15 protein-coding genes are annotated in these 16,435 nt (G+C 58.3%); 14 read left to right on the forward strand and 1 reads right to left on the reverse strand.

The genetic code is table 11. The features are described from left to right. Window positions 1–226: 226 nt before the first annotated feature. The 8 genes from rfbC to UP06_RS06910 are packed head-to-tail and all read left to right on the forward strand — an operon-like array spanning window position 227 to window position 8,896. Window positions 227–784 (forward strand): dTDP-4-dehydrorhamnose 3,5-epimerase, encoded by a 558-nt coding sequence (gene rfbC, locus UP06_RS06875; RefSeq protein WP_045001605.1) that lies wholly within the window; start codon window positions 227–229, stop codon window positions 782–784. A gap of 13 nt (window positions 785–797) precedes the next feature. After that, on the forward strand, window positions 798–1,856 hold the full coding sequence (rfbB, locus tag UP06_RS06880; protein ID WP_045001606.1) for a dTDP-glucose 4,6-dehydratase: 1,059 nt from the start codon (window positions 798–800) through the stop codon (window positions 1,854–1,856). An 8-nt stretch (window positions 1,857–1,864) separates the two neighbouring features. After that, window positions 1,865–2,854: a dTDP-4-dehydrorhamnose reductase gene (gene rfbD / locus UP06_RS06885; protein ID WP_045001608.1), complete on the forward strand. Its 990-nt coding sequence runs from the start codon at window positions 1,865–1,867 to the stop codon at window positions 2,852–2,854. Continuing rightward, complete coding sequence (gene rfbA / locus UP06_RS06890) at window positions 2,763–3,680, forward strand: glucose-1-phosphate thymidylyltransferase RfbA (protein ID WP_063775639.1); 918 nt, start codon at window positions 2,763–2,765, stop codon at window positions 3,678–3,680. The genes rfbD and rfbA overlap by 92 nt, the downstream gene beginning before the upstream one ends. A 25-nt stretch (window positions 3,681–3,705) precedes the next feature. Beyond that, window positions 3,706–4,041: a hypothetical protein gene (locus tag UP06_RS06895; protein ID WP_045001609.1), complete on the forward strand. Its 336-nt coding sequence runs from the start codon at window positions 3,706–3,708 to the stop codon at window positions 4,039–4,041. After that, on the forward strand, window positions 4,019–6,232 hold the full coding sequence (locus UP06_RS06900; RefSeq protein WP_082078623.1) for a peptidase domain-containing ABC transporter: 2,214 nt from the start codon (window positions 4,019–4,021) through the stop codon (window positions 6,230–6,232). Before UP06_RS06895 ends, UP06_RS06900 begins: the two co-directional genes overlap by 23 nt. Beyond that, window positions 6,229–7,656: an HlyD family type I secretion periplasmic adaptor subunit gene (locus UP06_RS06905; RefSeq protein WP_045001610.1), complete on the forward strand. Its 1,428-nt coding sequence runs from the start codon at window positions 6,229–6,231 to the stop codon at window positions 7,654–7,656. The genes UP06_RS06900 and UP06_RS06905 overlap by 4 nt, the downstream gene beginning before the upstream one ends. Window positions 7,657–7,678: 22 nt before the next feature. Next, window positions 7,679–8,896, forward strand: coding sequence for a hypothetical protein (locus tag UP06_RS06910; RefSeq protein WP_245305426.1), 1,218 nt, complete (start codon window positions 7,679–7,681; stop codon window positions 8,894–8,896). Here the strand turns inward: UP06_RS06910 and UP06_RS06915 are convergent. After that, window positions 8,893–9,780, reverse strand: a complete 888-nt coding sequence (locus UP06_RS06915; RefSeq protein WP_045001611.1) for a glycosyltransferase family 2 protein — start codon at window positions 9,778–9,780, stop codon at window positions 8,893–8,895. The genes UP06_RS06910 and UP06_RS06915 overlap by 4 nt on opposite strands. A gap of 200 nt (window positions 9,781–9,980) precedes the next feature. Here UP06_RS06915 and UP06_RS06920 point away from each other — a divergent pair, with 200 nt between their 5' ends. The 6 genes from UP06_RS06920 (at window position 9,981) to UP06_RS06945 (ending at window position 16,335) form a co-directional block, all read left to right on the forward strand. Beyond that, entirely contained in the window at window positions 9,981–10,775 is a 795-nt protein-coding gene (locus UP06_RS06920; protein ID WP_045001657.1) for a WecB/TagA/CpsF family glycosyltransferase, read from the forward strand. A gap of 3 nt (window positions 10,776–10,778) precedes the next feature. Next, a complete protein-coding gene (gene wecB, locus UP06_RS06925) occupies window positions 10,779–11,903 on the forward strand; it encodes a non-hydrolyzing UDP-N-acetylglucosamine 2-epimerase (protein ID WP_045001612.1) in 1,125 nt (374 codons plus the stop codon). Then, window positions 11,896–13,158, forward strand: a complete 1,263-nt coding sequence (wecC, locus tag UP06_RS06930; protein ID WP_045001614.1) for a UDP-N-acetyl-D-mannosamine dehydrogenase — start codon at window positions 11,896–11,898, stop codon at window positions 13,156–13,158. Before wecB ends, wecC begins: the two co-directional genes overlap by 8 nt. Before the next feature lie 68 nt (window positions 13,159–13,226). Next, complete coding sequence (locus UP06_RS06935; protein ID WP_045001616.1) at window positions 13,227–14,288, forward strand: Gfo/Idh/MocA family protein; 1,062 nt, start codon at window positions 13,227–13,229, stop codon at window positions 14,286–14,288. 48 nt (window positions 14,289–14,336) lie between these two features. Further along, window positions 14,337–15,806, forward strand: a complete 1,470-nt coding sequence (locus tag UP06_RS06940) for an oligosaccharide flippase family protein (protein ID WP_045001617.1) — start codon at window positions 14,337–14,339, stop codon at window positions 15,804–15,806. Between the two features lie 22 nt (window positions 15,807–15,828). Further along, entirely contained in the window at window positions 15,829–16,335 is a 507-nt protein-coding gene (locus tag UP06_RS06945; protein WP_045001619.1) for an acyltransferase, read from the forward strand. Window positions 16,336–16,435: the final 100 nt, after the last annotated feature.

The following is a 16,435-nucleotide window of genomic DNA, read 5'->3' on the forward strand; positions in this document are numbered from 1 at the left end:
TAAATTTAGGGTTGCCAAATTAAATGGGTATCGGCTATTAATATAAAATGCTAGCCGGTCGGAGCTGGCGACCGAAGGCGGCATTAAATCGTAATGGTGTAATTATATTCGGACCAGGCGGCCCGATCGTCTGAATCGGGTGCGCCGCTCGGTTAATTAGAAGACGCCGCATAGATCAAGATGGTTTTCAGCTGAGACGATTTAAAGGTGTCGGAGGATACCCACGATGGTGGAAGTACGATGTTTGGCGATCCCTGATGTCAAAATGGTCCGAACCGATCGCCTTTCCGACAGCCGTGGTTATTTCTGCGAGACGTTTCGGCGTTCGGCCTTTGCCGAGAAGGGAATTCCCCATGACTTCGTTCAGGACAACCAGTCATGCTCGGAGCGGGTTGGAACCGTTCGCGGTTTGCACTTCCAGCGGCCACCATTTGCGCAAGCCAAGTTAATCCGGGTGCTAAGCGGGGCAATTCTCGACGTTGTTGTCGACCTCCGGTGGGCGTCGCCGACCTATGGCAAGCATGTCTCGGTGAACCTGGATAGCGAGAACAACGATCAGCTGTTTGTTCCAAAAGGGTTCGCTCACGGCTTCTGTACGCTCCAGCGCCGGACGGTGGTCTTCTACAAGGTAGATGAGATCTATTCTCCCGAGCATGACGGCGGGCTCTATTGGGCCGATCCTGACTTGAGGATCGAGTGGCCGGTGACGGCATCGGCGGCTTTGGTTTCTCCAAAGGACCGGACGCTTCCCACGTTCGATCAACTTGCCTCGATTTTCGCTTAGGAAGGGGTGTGGGATGCGTGTCCTGGTAACGGGCGGCGCGGGCTTTATTGGTTCTGCGGTGTGTCGACAATTGGTGCTGAAGGCGGGTGCCGCGGTAGTCAATGTCGACAAGCTGACCTACGCAGCCAGCTTAGATTCGTTGGCGTCGATCGACGGCATGAGTTCGTATCGCTTGGTGCAGCAGGATATCTGCGACCAGGAGGCGATGAATGACGTATTCGCCAGATGGGAGCCGAGCGCAGTAATCCATCTTGCGGCGGAGAGTCATGTCGATCGGTCAATTACAGGCTCTGCGGCGTTCATCAATACCAACATAGTCGGGACCTACAATTTGTTGGAGGCGGCCAGGAAATACTACGACGGATTACCAAGTGAGCGGCGCGAACAATTCAGGTTCATCCACGTTTCAACAGACGAGGTCTATGGCTCGTTGGGGCCACTTGGTTGCTTCTGTGAAGATACGCCGTACCGGCCGAGCTCGCCGTATTCGGCAAGCAAGGCAGCCTCAGACCACCTCGCTCTTGCGTGGTTCAAGACATATGGTCTTCCGATCATCGTATCGAATTGTTCAAATAATTATGGCCCCTTCCAATTCCCGGAGAAGCTCATTCCGTTGACAATCCTCAATGCGATCGAGCTCAAGCCGCTGCCGGTCTATGGCGACGGAAGCAATGTACGCGACTGGCTTCACGTTGAAGATCATGCAGCAGGGTTAATAAAGTTGCTGGTCGATGGCCAGCCCGGCGAGAAGTACAATCTAGGCGGCAATTGTGAGCGGTCCAATCTGAATGTCGTGACCCAGATTTGCGACTTGCTCGATCGGTTGTGTCCGGGTTCGGCCGCGAGGCGCTCGCTGATTAAGTTCGTGCCGGATCGTCCAGGGCATGATGCGCGCTACGTCATCGACGCGTCCAAAGTATACCGCGAACTCGGTTGGCAACCCGCGCGCACCTTCGAGCAAGGTCTAGTCGAGACCGTGGAATGGTATCTTGCTAGCCGCACTTGGTGGAGGTGTGCTCGCACCGAGGTCTACGACGGTTCTCGCCTCGGTCTTCTCGCCACGCAACACTGAGGTCACAAATGACTGAGCAACCGATTCTAATAGCTGGTCGGAATGGCCAATTGGCAAGATGCCTAGACGATCTCGCCGCTCTCCGCGGCCTGCGTACGGTGGCTCTTGGGCGCAACGAGCTTGACCTGGAGGCTCGCGTAGGAATCGACAGGACTATCGCTTCCCTCGCCCCCTCAATGATCGTCAACGCCGCCGCCTACACGGCAGTGGATCAGGCAGAATCGGAGCGCGGAAGGGCCTTCAGCATCAACCGGGACGGTGCGGCAGCGTTGGCAAATGTTGCATGGCAAAGGAACATCCCGTTTGTACATGTGTCGACCGATTATGTCTTCGACGGTGCGAAGCAGGGGGCCTACGACGAGGCGGATATTCCCGCACCATTAAGCGTCTACGGCGCCTCGAAGCTCGCGGGGGAGGCGGCTGTCTTGGCAGCGCATCCGCTTGCGACTGTGGTCAGATCCTCCTGGATCTACAGCCCATATGGCACCAACTTCGTTCGGACGATGTTGCGGCTGTCGGAAACGCGCCCGATTGTAAGGGTCGTTTGCGATCAACTTGGAAACCCGACCTCGGCGTCCGCGCTCGCGGCGGCGCTTCTCCAGATCGTGGAACGGGCGCTAACCGATGACCGGCGTACCGTCGCGGGCATCTTCCACCTCGCCGGCGAAGGGGCTACGAGCTGGCACGGTTTTGCGGAGGCAATCTTCGAAGGACTTGCCCGTCGTGGAGTGCAGCCTCCCAAACTCGAAGCGATCACGGCCGAACAGTATCCGTGCGCCGCGCGCAGACCTCCGAATTCGCGACTTGATTCATCCAAGGCCGAACGTGTGTTCGGAATTCGATTGCCGGCCTGGCAGCATTCTCTCGAAGCCTGCCTCGACCAACTCGTCGGAGAAGGAAATACCAATGCTGAAGGGAATCATTTTAGCAGGCGGCAGCGGAACCCGCCTCTATCCGATCACGCGCGTGGTCAGCAAGCAGTTGCTGCCCATCTATGACAAGCCGATGATCTATTATCCCCTGTCGACCCTGATGCTGGCGGGCATCCGAGAGATTCTGGTCATCACGACGCCGGCAGACCGGTGCCAATTTGAGCGACTGCTAGGTGATGGCAGCCAGTGGGGCGTTCGTCTCAGCTACGCGGAACAGCCCCGACCAGGAGGTCTCGCGGAAGCGTTCATTGTAGGCGCCGACTTCATCGGAAGCGATCGCGTGGCCATGATACTCGGGGACAATATCTTCTTCGGAGATGGCTTGAGCGAACTGCTCGCCAAAGCCGCGGCGCGCGAACAGGGCGCGACGGTCTTCGCGTATCACGTGCGCGATCCAGAACGATATGGCGTCGTCAGCTTTGACGAGACAGATCGCCCGGTGCGAATCGAGGAGAAGCCGAATAAGCCGGTGTCAAATTGGGCGATTACCGGCCTCTATTTCTTCGACAATCGCGTTGTTCAGTATGCTCGTCGCGTCGAACCGTCAGCGCGCGGAGAGCTTGAGATCACCGATCTGCAAACGCGCTACCTTTCGGCCAATGCTCTTCATGTGGAGCGAATGGGGCGGGGGTTCGCATGGCTGGATACCGGCACGGTCGAGTCGCTCATCGACGCGGGAATGTTCGTGCAGACACTTGAGAAACGCCAGGGAATGAAAGTGGCGTGCCTTGAGGAGGTCGCCTTCAGGCAGGGATTCATCGATCGCAAACAGGTCCTGGCGCTGGCCGAGCCGTTGGAGAAGAGTGGATACGGTAAGTATCTCAGTGAAATCCTTCGGTTCCCGCAGCCATTTCCGGCTCCGAAAATCGATGTCAGAGTCGATCAACATTAAATTGACGCCGCAAGGAAGCAAGCCGATGCATGACGAACTCTACACCGACGGGATTGACGAGGTCACAATCGGCGGATCGATCGTACGAGTGGACCTGGTAAGTCTTTCTCCCACGGAACGTGACGCCAACAATGCGCCCAAGAAAGTCTTTCTCCAGCGGTTGATCTTCTCAGCGGAGTCGTTCGCGAACTCCGTCGAGGTACTGCAGAACGCGCTTCAGGGGCTTGTCGACGCGGGCGTCATTCAGCGCTCTCAGCCGAGGGCGACCGTAGCGACGCCGCAAGCCTCCTCGTCGGCGGAGCGCATTTCGTTAGTTTCGGATCAACCGCGGTCTCCAAATGTCTCAACCAACTTCCGTTGAAATCGAGCGGTGTGAACCGGGCTCGTCAGCGTCCGACGACGAGGTTCGTTTCGCGGCGTGGACCGCACTTGAATGCCTTTCCAGGATTGCTACCCATCATGGTATCGACCTGCCGTCGGAGCGTCTGCGCCATGCCTATGCTGTCGGCGAACAGGAAGTCTCGACCAGCCTTGTGCTCCGCATGGCGCACGATGCCGGACTTCGTGCTCGATCGGCCCAGCTCGATTGGGAGGCGCTATGTCATCTCGGTGAAGCATACCCGGCCCTTGTTCAGCTCTCGAACCAGAACTGGGTCGTCGTCATGGGCGCTGGGACGCAGGGCGACGGTACGGAGACTGTAACGGTCTTCGATCCGCTGGCTGAGCGGAAGCACGAGCCGGTGGTTGTTGATACAGATCGGTTTTGTACGCGATGGTCTGGAACGGCGATCCTGTTCAAGCGCGAACGCCGGACAACGGACGCCCGCGGGGCCTTCGGACTGCGCTGGTTTGTACCGGAGATGCTACGGGAATGGCGTTTGTTCTCCGATGTCGCGATCGCTGCCGTCTTCCTTTATGCGCTCGGTCTCGCGCTTCCCATCTTCTTTCAACTCGTCATCGACAAAGTTCTTGTGCACGAGAGTTTCACGACGCTTTACGTACTCACGGCCGGCGCGATTGTTGCACTTTGCTTCGACGCCATATTCAGCTTTTTGCGTCGCTACCTGCTTTTGTATGCCACGAACAGGATTGATATCCGGGTCGCGACCAAGACATTCCGGCATCTTCTGGGACTTCCCGTAACGTTCTTCGAGCACATATCTGCCGGCGTCCTCGTGAAGCACATGCAGCAGGCCGGTCGGATCCGCGAATTCCTGACCGGCCGTCTGTTCTTGACCGCACTGGACGCGCTTTCGCTCTTTGTGTTCCTTCCTGTCCTGGCCCTCTACAGCATCAAGCTGACAGGCGTCGTACTGGCCTTCACCGCCGCGAGCGGGTGTGTGGTCGCCTTGTTGATGGGACCGTTCCGACGACGGCTCTATAGTCTCTATCAGGCCGAGGCCGGACGCCAGGCTCTTCTGGTTGAGACCGTGCACGGAATGCGCACGGTCAAGTCGTTGGCCATGGAGCCAACCCAGAACAGGGCGTGGGACGATCGCTGTGCGCAATCCGTTTCGATGCGCTTCGGTGTTGAAAAGATATCGGCGGGAGCTCAGGCGGTGACGGGCTTCCTCGAGAAGATGATGACGCTCGGCATCGTCGTTCTGGGCGCGCTGGATGTGTTCAGCGGCGAAATGACGATTGGCGCGCTGGTCGCCTTCAATATGTTGGCCGGACGCGTTTCGCAGCCGTTGGTTCAATTGGTGACCATGGTGCACGAATATCAGGAGGTTGCACTGGCCGTTAAGATGCTCGGGGAGGTCATGAACCAGCAGCAGGAACGGGACGGCCACCGCGAAGGGCTGCGGCCGGAGTTCGCCGGTCAAATCGAGTTCGAAAACGTGAGTTTCCGCTATGGCGACGGTCCACCCGTGCTGGACGATGTGTCGTTTTCGGTCGCACCCGGGTCGATCTTCGGAATTGTCGGCCGCAGCGGCTCGGGCAAGACGACGCTAACGCGACTTATCGCCGGAATGTATCCGGTGCAGCAGGGATTGCTGCGGATCGATGGTCACGATTCGCGTGAGCTGGATCTGGCCCATTTGCGGCGGAATCTCGGGATCGTACTTCAGGACAGCTTCTTGTTCCGGGGGACCGTGCGCGAGAATATTGCCTGCGTGAAGCGCGACGCGACGTTCGACGAAATCGTCAGGGCGGCTCGGCTAGCGGGCGCCGATGAGTTCATCGAGCGGCTGCCGAGAGGGTTCGACACCATGCTCGAGGAGCAGGCGTCGAACCTGTCCGGCGGGCAGAAGCAGCGCCTTGCGATCGCCCGCGCGCTGATCGTCGATCCGCGTATTCTGATCTTGGACGAAGCGACCAGCGCGCTCGACTCCGAGAGTGAAACGATCATCCGCCGCAACTTGCGCCGTATGGCGGAGGGACGGACCGTCATCATCGTATCGCACCGGCTCTCCATGTTGTCAGACGCGAGCCAGATTCTGGTAATTGACCGAGGCAGGATCGTCGACGTCGACCGTCACGATCGGCTGCTGTCGAAATGCACTATCTACAGGCATCTCTGGAATCAGCAGATGAGGCAGGTCGCATGACCGCCTCCAAGAATTCGCAAGCTGCAGCGGGGTTCGACAGAGCGGGGTCTCCGACGGTTGCACGGCGGAGGCGGGGACTGTTGAGGCGAGCGCCGATAGAGCCGCGCGTCCTGGCGGAGTTTCAGTCAGATGCCGTGGAGATCGAGCAACGTACGCCGCCGCGCGTAGGCCGGATCACGCTCTATTGCGTTGTAGCGGCGATAGCGGCCGGGGTCGTTTTTGCATGCGTCTCGCGTGTTGACACGGTCGTGACGGCGCAGGGCAAGCTGACTACCACGCGTCCCAACCTCGTTGTGCAACCGCTGGAAACCTCGGTTATCCGGGATGTTCATGTCAGGGCAGGTGACTCCGTTAACCGCGGTGAGGTGTTGGCGACGCTCGATCCGACATTTTCGCAGGCTGACCTTGATCAATTGCGCAGCCGGGTCGCCGCCTTCGACGCCTCCATTCACCGGATTCAGGCGGAGTTGGATGGTTCAGAGTACGTCGTTGTGGATCCTGCCGATTCCGACCAGGTCCTGCAACGCAAGGTGTTTATGCAGCGTAGGACCGCATTCGAGGCCCAAATCCAAAACTATGATGCTCAGATCGCGTCCGCTCAAGCCAATCTGAAGACTGCACACGACGAGGAGGATCTGCTGGGTCAACGATTGGACACGATGCGCTCTATCGAAGCCATGAGGAGCGCGTTGATGGCCAAGGAAGTCGGCTCAAGGCTGAACTTCCTGCTTTCCCAAGATGCGCGGCTTGAGGTCGAGAGCAATATGGCTCGCGTTCGCGGCAGCATCGTCGATAACACGCATCGTTTGGAAAAGGCACGCGCGGATCAGAGAGTATTCGCAGAAGAATTTCGGCGGACGGCCTATCAGGAGCTTGTGGAGACCATGCCGAAGCGCGACGGGGCCGCGGAGGAGCTCAAGAAGGTGCAGCTCCGCCGTCGGTTGATCGTACTGCAGGCCCCGGCCGACGCTGTGGTGCTCGAGGTTGCCAACCGAACTATCGGCTCGGTCGTACGCGAGGCCGAGACATTGTTCGTGCTGGTCCCTCGCGATGTGGCGCTCCAGGCGGAGGTCAGGATCGAGGGCAAGGACATCGGGCAGATTGCGGTCGGGCAGCCCGTGCGGATCAAATTCGAGGCATTCCCATTCCAGAAATACGGTACGGCGACCGGTGAGGTACGAGTCATCAGCCAGGACTCGTTCTCACCGGACCCGAAGGCCGAAGGTGCGAACCGCGCGCCAGCGCCCTATTATCGCGTACTGGTCGATTTGCGGGACACGCACCTTCGGCTGCCGTCGGAACGTGTTCAACTGATTCCTGGTATGGCGGTGACGGCGGAGTTGAAGGTCGGAAAGCGCACGATCATTTCGTACTTCCTCTATCCCTTGATCCGCGGCCTGGATGAAAGCATTCGGGAATATTGACCTGGCAGCTGGGTTTGCAATCATGAACAGTCCGAATAGTAGTGTTAAGCTGGTGATGCCTGCTACGGCGAACAGGCCGTCGGCGAACTCTCCGCTGGTGAACTACGCGCTCAAGGGGTTGGAGCGCTGTTGGTTACCTAAAGAGCACCGTTGGTCGCACATTTATCACCTTGACGGTCGTGCTTCGGCAAACGAGTCGGTACCGCATAGCGACGTGTTTTATACCCTCAATGTGCTGCTTGGGATGTCGCGGGTTGCGGATCTGCCAAACGGTATTGATCTCTCTGAGATATTCCATCGAAATGCTATGAACCTCACCGCCCTTCCCGTGCGCACCTATGCCTTTGGTATGGCTTTGTGGGCCGCCGCCGAACTCGGCCTTCCGATTCCGGAGCAAGTGAATCGCAGATTGAAACAAATCCTTTCGGACCAGGCACGGTGGAATTCGTTCCGCGCGCAGGACCTAGGTATGCTGCTGACGGGAGTCGTGGCTCAAGCCAAGGCTGGCGAAAGGGAGTGGGCGTGTTTCGCCGAACCGCTCTATCGCTTCCTCAGGGAGCGTTTCGGTAGCGATTCCGGATTGTTCTTCGACGCGCCATTCGGGTTTCGGCGCCGTTTCGCATCATTTGCGACCGAGACCTATCTCTCGCTCGCTTGCTATCACTACGGCGAGTTCGCGGGTGACGCCTCCGCGCTTGTCATGGCGGATAAGTGTGTGCGCAATCTGATGGCGCTTCAAGGCCCCCAAGGCGAATGGCCTTGGTTTTTCGATGCGCTGAACGGCCGGGTGCTTGATTTCTACGAAGTCTATTCGGTCCATCAGTATGGAATGGCCCCAGCATTGCTGGAATGGGCGGAGCGCTATGAGCGGCGGGGAGCGCGGGACGCCCTTACTAAGGGATTCAACTGGGTGCTTGGTCAGAACCAGCTTGCACGATCCATGCTCGTGCCCGAACTGAACCTGACCATCCGCTCGCAGGTTCGCGAGCGTGAATTGAAGACCAAGGCACCGCGGGTGCTGCGAGCGCTCAAGAACGCCTGGCTCGGAGCCGGGCAGGAGACGCTGATCGACAGCGCTAGCGTGGGAGTTCGGCTCGAGTGCCGCAGCTACGAACTTGGTTGGATCTTGTGGTCCTTCGGCCGGCGTACCGACCTGCGGAATCTAAGCCACCATGCGGCCTTCGAGGAAATGCCGCCACCGTCCGATGGCGAACCTGAGCCTGGGCGTCCGGTACGCTAGCGGTTCCAGATGACAGCGCTCTGGCCACGGAGCAACGCCAGCATCTTGGCGGTCCGATGGCTTCGGACGGCGCAAAGAACGGCGATCGCCTTGACTCGATCGCTTATTCCCCGGACGCGGCTGGTGGTCAGAACGCTGATCGCGCTAACCGCCGGCGACCCGAAGATGAGAAGCGCGAGCGCGAACCAGCGGATCTGCCAGCCGCGTCTGCCTTGCGCCATGTTGCGGTAGTGCGTGATTTGCCGGTCCCACTTGGCATAGAGCTCCTGAAGGGAACGCCGCGCAGGATGGAGCACGATCATCTCCGGAACATAGCGGAATTGGCGGCCAGCCCGGATTGCCAGTTGTCCCCACTGCATATCTTCCGCGAACTGGATGCCCGGGAACGGTCCGATAGCCGCAAAGTCAGCACGGCGGACAGCAAGGTTCGCCGTCACCGAGTAACCGTGCTTCGTAACGTACAGGCGGTTACGAAAGCCGAAAACGCTTTCGTACGCTTCGATCGCCGTTAAGCGTCCTTTGGCGAGCGGCCAAATCCGAACCTCCCCGCCAAGAATGGTTCCTGGCCCCGCCTGCTGAAACGTTTCATCAATAGCGGTGAGCCAGTCGGGATGCGCGCGGCAGTCCGCGTCCATGAAGGCGAAAATGTCCCCTCGCGCATTCGCGGCTCCGGCGTTTCTCGCCGGCCCGGGCCCCGGCTGCGACTCATGCAGCAGCCGTACGCTACGATGGGCGGCAATAACGTCTACGGGAGGCGTGGCAGAGCCGTTGTCCACCACGATGATCTCGAACAGATCCCGAGACAGGCTCTGGACGTCCAAGCTGCACAGACAGGCTTCCAGCGCGGCGGGTTGGTTGAGGTGCGGAACAATCACCGAAATCATGCGCTGATAATCCCTTCATTATTTAATTTTCCAGGGCTGTTTGCAGCGATTCCTTTCGCTGCAGCTCTGCCGTTTCAGTGTCGATTTAGGCGCCTGGCTTTTAATAATTTAAAACTTGCTATTAAATGGTTGCCAGCTATATTTGGATTAATAAACTTAAATCTAAATTAAACCAAGTGATGTTTTTGGAGGATTTTCCCATGCGTGCGTCATTCTTGGGGTGCCCCGTCGACCTTCTGACGATGGCAGAAACAGTCGAGCTGGCGCGCAATGCCATGCGCACCCGCCGCAGGCTGCAGCATGTAGCGCTGAACGTCGCCAAATTCATCAATATGCGATCCGATCCCATGCTCGCGGCCGATGTCGCCAATAGCGACGTCGTCAGCATCGATGGCATGGGAATTCTATGGGGCGCTCGTGCGCTTGGCCTCCCGGCTACTTCGCGCGTCACGGGCGTGGATCTCCTCATTGAGCTGCTCGCGGTGTGCGCGCAGAACGGCTTCAAGCCCTATTTCCTGGGGGCTACTCCCGCCGTCCTGCGGCAGGCAATGGAACACGCGTGCGAGAGGCATCCTTCACTCGTCTTTGCGGGCCTACACGACGGCTATTTCAAGCGCGACCAGGAGACTGAGGTCGTCCGGGACATCCAATCCAGCGGGGCCGATTGTCTCTTCATTGGCATGCCGACACCCCGGAAGGAGCGCTTCCTCGCGGCCCATCGCGATGATCTCGGTGTGCCGTTTATCATGGGTGTGGGTGGTGGGTTCGACATTCTGGCGGGCGCCGTTCAACGCGCTCCGATAAAAATTCAGAAGCTTGGTCTCGAGTGGCTGTACCGCATCTATCAGGAGCCCGGGCGTATGTGGTGGCGATACGCCAGGACGAATACGCTGTTCGCAGGCATTCTTGCGCCGGCCGTTATGCGGCAGGCGCTTCGACGTTCGCTTGGAGCGCTCGGCACGGTTCCGTCGGGTACCAGCCGGATTGGAGGGTGAGGCGTGCACAAGCATTTTCTCATTCTCCTCGGGACCCGACCGGAGGCAATCAAGCTCTTTCCAGTCATCAACCGACTTAAGGCCGAAAAGCGCAAGGACATTACCATAACCATCTGTGCGACTGCACAGCACCGGCAGTTGCTCGATCAAGTCCTGAAGCTGGCCAAAGTGGTCCCGGATTTTGATTTGAACGTCATGACGGCCAATCAGACCCTGGATCATCTCACCGCCCGGCTGCTCGGGGAAATCGGCGAGCTTATGGACAAAGTCAAGCCTACCAGGGTTATTGTGCAGGGCGACACCGCGACGGCCATGACGGGTGCGCTGGCGTCGTATTATCATCGTATTCCGGTCTCGCACATCGAAGCCGGACTGCGAAGTGGAGACATCTTCGCTCCCTGGCCCGAGGAGGTGAACCGAAAGATCGTCGGGTCGATCGCCGATCAGCATTTTGCACCAACACAGCGCGCCGCGAGCGCGTTGCGCTCTGAGAACGTTTCCGATGACCGCATTCACGTCACCGGAAATACCGTGGTCGACGCTCTCATCTTCGCGAAAGCCATGGTCGAAGCCGACCCACAACTCTCTTGTCGTTGGGACGGCATCAAGAAACGCCACGGGAACCGCCGTATTATCCTGGTGACCTGCCATCGGAGGGAGAATTTCGGGGGCGGTGTTACCAACATTGTCAATGCACTAGAGACGATCCTGCGCAGGGAGGACGTTGCTATTGTGCTTCCCGTCCACCCGAATCCGAATGTCCGCGATGTTTTCGCGTCTCGGCTCGCGGACCACCCGAGGGTCGTTCTTATTTCGCCTCAGGAATACACGGACTTTGTGAGCCTCCTGTCGTTATCTCACTTGGTGCTGACCGACTCGGGCGGCGTACAGGAGGAGGCGCCGACTTTCGGGAAGCCGGTCCTGGTGATGCGCGAGACGACCGAGCGTCCGGAGGGAGTGGAAGCGGGCACGGCTCGCTTGGTCGGAGCGGACTACGACAAGATCGTTGCGGAGACATTCCGCCTTCTGGACGATGACGAAACCTACGCCGCCATGGCGCGCTCGCATAATCCGTTCGGGGACGGGCATGCTAGCGAGCGGATTGTGAAAGTCCTTCTCGATGCCTGAATTTCAGAAAGTCTGTGTCGTTGGGCTTGGCTATATCGGGTTGCCGACCGCTGCCCTGATTGCGAGCCGGGGGCTCAAGGTGGTGGGTGTGGACACCAATCAACGTATCGTCGATACAGTGGCGAGCGGCAAGATTCACATCGCGGAGCCCGACCTCGATGGCCTCGTATCCAAGGTCGTATCGAGCGGTGTGCTTACGACGTCGAACAAACCGGAGCCAGCCGACGTTTTCATCATCGCGGTACCTACCCCGATTGATCGCGAGAACCGGCCAGACTTGTCAAGCGTGAATGCCGCCGTCGAGAGCGTCTTAGACCTTCTGGTGCCTGGCAACCTCGTCATTCTTGAATCGACCTCGCCGATCGGAACTACCGAGGGTATCGCAAAACGTCTTGGCGAACGCAGGCCCGATTTGCATATCGGCGTCAACGGCAAGGAAGACGGAGCGATCTACGTCGCTTATTGTCCGGAGCGCGTGCTGCCAGGACGGATTTTGACTGAGCTCATCAACAATGACAGGTGCATCGGCGGGATTACATCAGCCTGCACAAGGCGCGCTCAACGCTTCTACAAGATGTTCGTTCGCGGCGCCTGCGTTGGCACCACGGCGCGCGCGGCCGAGCTGGTCAAGTTGACGGAAAACGCCTTCCGCGACACCAACATCGCATTTGCCAACGAGCTTTCGCTGATCTGCGACAGGTTCGACATCAATGTCTGGGAGGTGATCGATATTGCTAACCGTCATCCGCGCGTAAATGTACTGCGGCCAGGGCCGGGAGTCGGCGGGCACTGCATCGCAGTAGACCCCTGGTTCATCATTGATTCCGCGCCGGATCTCGCGCGCGTCATGCGGACGAGCCGCGAAGTTAATAATGCCAAGACGCAAAAGGTCATCGAGCGCATTGAGGCGCTGATCGACGATCATCCGTATGCAAACGTTGCCTGTTGTGGACTGGCGTTCAAGGCCAACGTCGACGATTTGCGCGAAAGCCCGGCGATGGAGATCGCGACCCATCTAGCCGCGAAATATGGTGAACGGATCAAAATTGTCGAACCGAATTTGCGGCGTCTCCCACCTCAGCTCGCGGACTATCGCGTTGCGTTCATGAGCATCGACGAAGCGCTGCGCAGTTGCGAAATCGCAGTTCTTCTTGTCGACCATGATGAATTCAAGATGGTGCCGCTGGCAGAGCGCCGTCATCTCGATGTCGTGGACACGCGAGGCATATGGCAGGACATGCCAGCACGGACGTGATGGCCATTTTGTTCGACCACCAGCCAAACCAGATCAAGGTCTAAACCCAGAACAACGCCGAGGACAGCATGCCAAGCAGCCAACTGGGAATCGGGATTGTGGGGTACGGCTATTGGGGGCCGAATCTCGTTCGTAACTTTGCGGGCAGCCCCGCCGCCCGCGTTGTCGGCGTGAGCGATCTCGATCCGGGCAAGCTGGCCGTCAGTAATCGTCTCTATCCGGGCATTGTGACGACCCAGCACTATGAAGAGCTTCTGAAAAACCCCGAGATTGACGCAATCGCCATCGCGACCCCGGTGCATACACACTACGATCTGGCCCTTGCGGCATTGAGGGCCGGGAAGCATGTTTTGGTGGAGAAGCCCCTTGCGCCAAGCGCGGACCTTGTCTGCCGGTTGATCGATGAAGCCGATCGGCGCGGTTTGACGTTGATGGTTGATCACACGTTTCTCTACACGCCGGCAGTTCAAAAGATTCGTGAGCTCCTGTTGAAGAAAGAGCTCGGGGACATCTACTATTACGATAGCACCCGATCGAGCCTCGGCTTGTTCCAAAAGGATATAAACGTAATATGGGATCTAGCGGTGCACGACATTTCAATCATCCGCTATATTCTCGATGAGGAGCCAATCGCGGTGTCGGCGACGGGATCGTGCCACGTCGCCGGATCGCCGGAGAACATGGCTCACATCACCTTGTTCTTTGCGAATGCGTGCGTGGCCCATGTGAGCGTCAATTGGCTCTCGCCGGTCAAGGTGCGGCAGACATTCATTGGCGGCAGCAAGAAGATGATTGTCTATGACGACCTCGAGCCGACCGAAAAGATCAAGGTCTACGACAAAGGAATTACACTCGACGCGCCGTCCGAAGATGCGCATCAATTTCGGATCGGTTATCGTGCCGGGGACATGTGGGCTCCCCACATCGCGCCGACCGAGGCGCTGCAAACGGAAGTCGAGCATTTTGTCGAGTGTGTGCGTACGGGCGCGCAGCCGATTTCGGACGGGATCTCGAGCCTCCAGGTGATCGAGGTGCTGGAGGCTGCATCGCTTTCTATCGCGCAGCGAGGCGCGCCCATATTCCTCAAACGGTTGCGCGGAATTCCGGAACGCACCAGAGCGACGGCATAATGGTGCCATGACGTAGCATCTCATCGTGGCAGGTGTGGCAGCAGCGCAATGAGCTCAGTACAGCGTTCGATCTTGTTTTCGGCGTTCGACCGCTACGCCAGCCTTCTGCTTTTCGTTGTCGTGACCGCGGTGCTTGCCCGTTTGTTGTCGCCGTCGGAGTTCGGCATCTATGCGGTTGCGAACGCCATCATATCGGTGATCTCTGCTTGTTTTCAGGAGTTTGCAGGTGCGAGCTATTTGGTTCAGAAGCGAGAATTGACGCGCGCAAATGTGCAGACCACGTTCACGATTACTATGGTGATCTCGGCGGCGGCCGCCATGGCTCTATTTGCGCTTGCCCAACCGCTTTCGCACCTATTCGAGATGCCAAGCTTGAAGCGCGGCATCGAGGTTTCTGCGCTCAATCTTCTCCTGTTGCCGTTTTCCGGAACCATATCGGCGCTGTTCCGGCGAGAGATGGAATTCGGCGTGCTGGCGATCTGCAATCTGATAGCCGGTATGGTGGTCGCGACCGTTTCCGTCGTCCTCGCAGTTGCTGACTTCAGCTACATGGCGCCGATCTGGGGTGGCGTGGCGGGCAACGCGATGTTAGCTCTGATGCTGCTGATGTGGCGGCGCGATTTTGGCGCGATGCGCCCGTCGCTGCTCGATTGCCGTGAGATCGTCGGCTTCGGTCTTTATTCCGGTGCGGTTAGCGTCGTTAACGTATTCTACGGCCTCGCGCCTCAGCTGTTTCTGGCAAAGATTCTCGACTTCGCCTCGGTCGGTCTGTACAGCCGGGCGACCGCCTTGACGCAAGTGTTCGACAAGTTGGTCACGCAGGTCCTAAGCCCTGTAATCATGCCGGCGGTTGTCGCCCGTAGCAAGGCCGGAGGCGACTTGAAGTCCGTCTACCTTGACGCCGTTCAGTTGCTCTCTGTTGTACAATGGCCGTTCATGATTTTTGTCGCAGTCATGGCGCGGCCTATCGTTTTGCTCTGGCTTGGTCCGACCTGGCTGGAAATCGTTCCGGTGGTGCGCCTTCTATGTGTCGGTAGCTTGGCGCTGTTCGCTGCCTGCCTGACCTACCCGGTATTCGTTACCGTCGGAAGGGTACATGATGCGCTGATCTCGTCTCTGATCTCGCTTCCGCCATCGCTTCTCGTCATTTTCGGGGCATCGTTCCTGGGCGTAGAGGCGGTGGCAGCATCGGCGATCCTGACGTTGCCATTCCAAGCCGCGGTGGCGGTATATTTTCTCGGGCGCCATCTCAACTTCAGGCCCGGAGAATTTGCGCGTGCTCTGCTAAAGAGCGGAATTGTAACGGCTATCGCATCATCCGGTGTGATTATAAGTGCAACGTTGACAGAGGCGGAGAGCCTCGCGCCCGTTGTCGCTTTGATGTCAGGGGGCGTCGCCGTCGCGTTATGTTGGTGGCTGGGGCTGGTTATCACGGGACACCCGCTGCTGCATGAACTTCATCGGGCTGCAATCGGTCTGGTCGAGTCGCTCCAGGGCCGTCGCGCCCGATACCCGTAGCCGTATAACTAGGAGTTCAAACATGCCCATAACGCAAGACGTCAAGCTTGGTCGTGACGTCCGCATCCTCCATCCCGAACTGGTCAATTTATATGGATGCGAAATCGGTGATGAGAGCAGGATTGGCACGTTCGTCGAAATCCAGGCTGGCGCAATTGTCGGTGCTCGCTGCAAGATATCGTCACACAGCTTCATCTGCGAAGGTGTAATCATCGAGGACGAGGTATTCGTCGGCCATGGCGTTATGTTTACGAACGACAAGCATCCGAAGGCGACCACGTCCGATGGCCGTCCTCAGGGGGCTTCCGACTGGACGCTACAGCGCACCCAGGTGGGGAAGGGAGCGTCCATTGGCTCGAATGCTACAATTCTATGCGGTGTGACGATCGGGGCCGGCGCATTGGTCGGCGCCGGAGCGGTGGTAACGAAGGATGTGCCGCCGGCAGCCATTGTTGCGGGAGTGCCGGCTCGCGTTGTTTCCGCGAAAAACACGACGTTGACTGACCGCATATCTCAAACAGCTCCATAAACCATCTTTACGAGTTGAGTCCTCGATATCCATTGCGCCGATTTAATGCTTGATTAATTAGAATAATAATAGTTTAAATATTTTAAATCTCGACAAGCTC

It is taken from the genome of Bradyrhizobium sp. LTSP857 (assembly GCF_000938285.1).
In the GTDB taxonomy this organism is placed as follows: domain Bacteria; phylum Pseudomonadota; class Alphaproteobacteria; order Rhizobiales; family Xanthobacteraceae; genus Bradyrhizobium.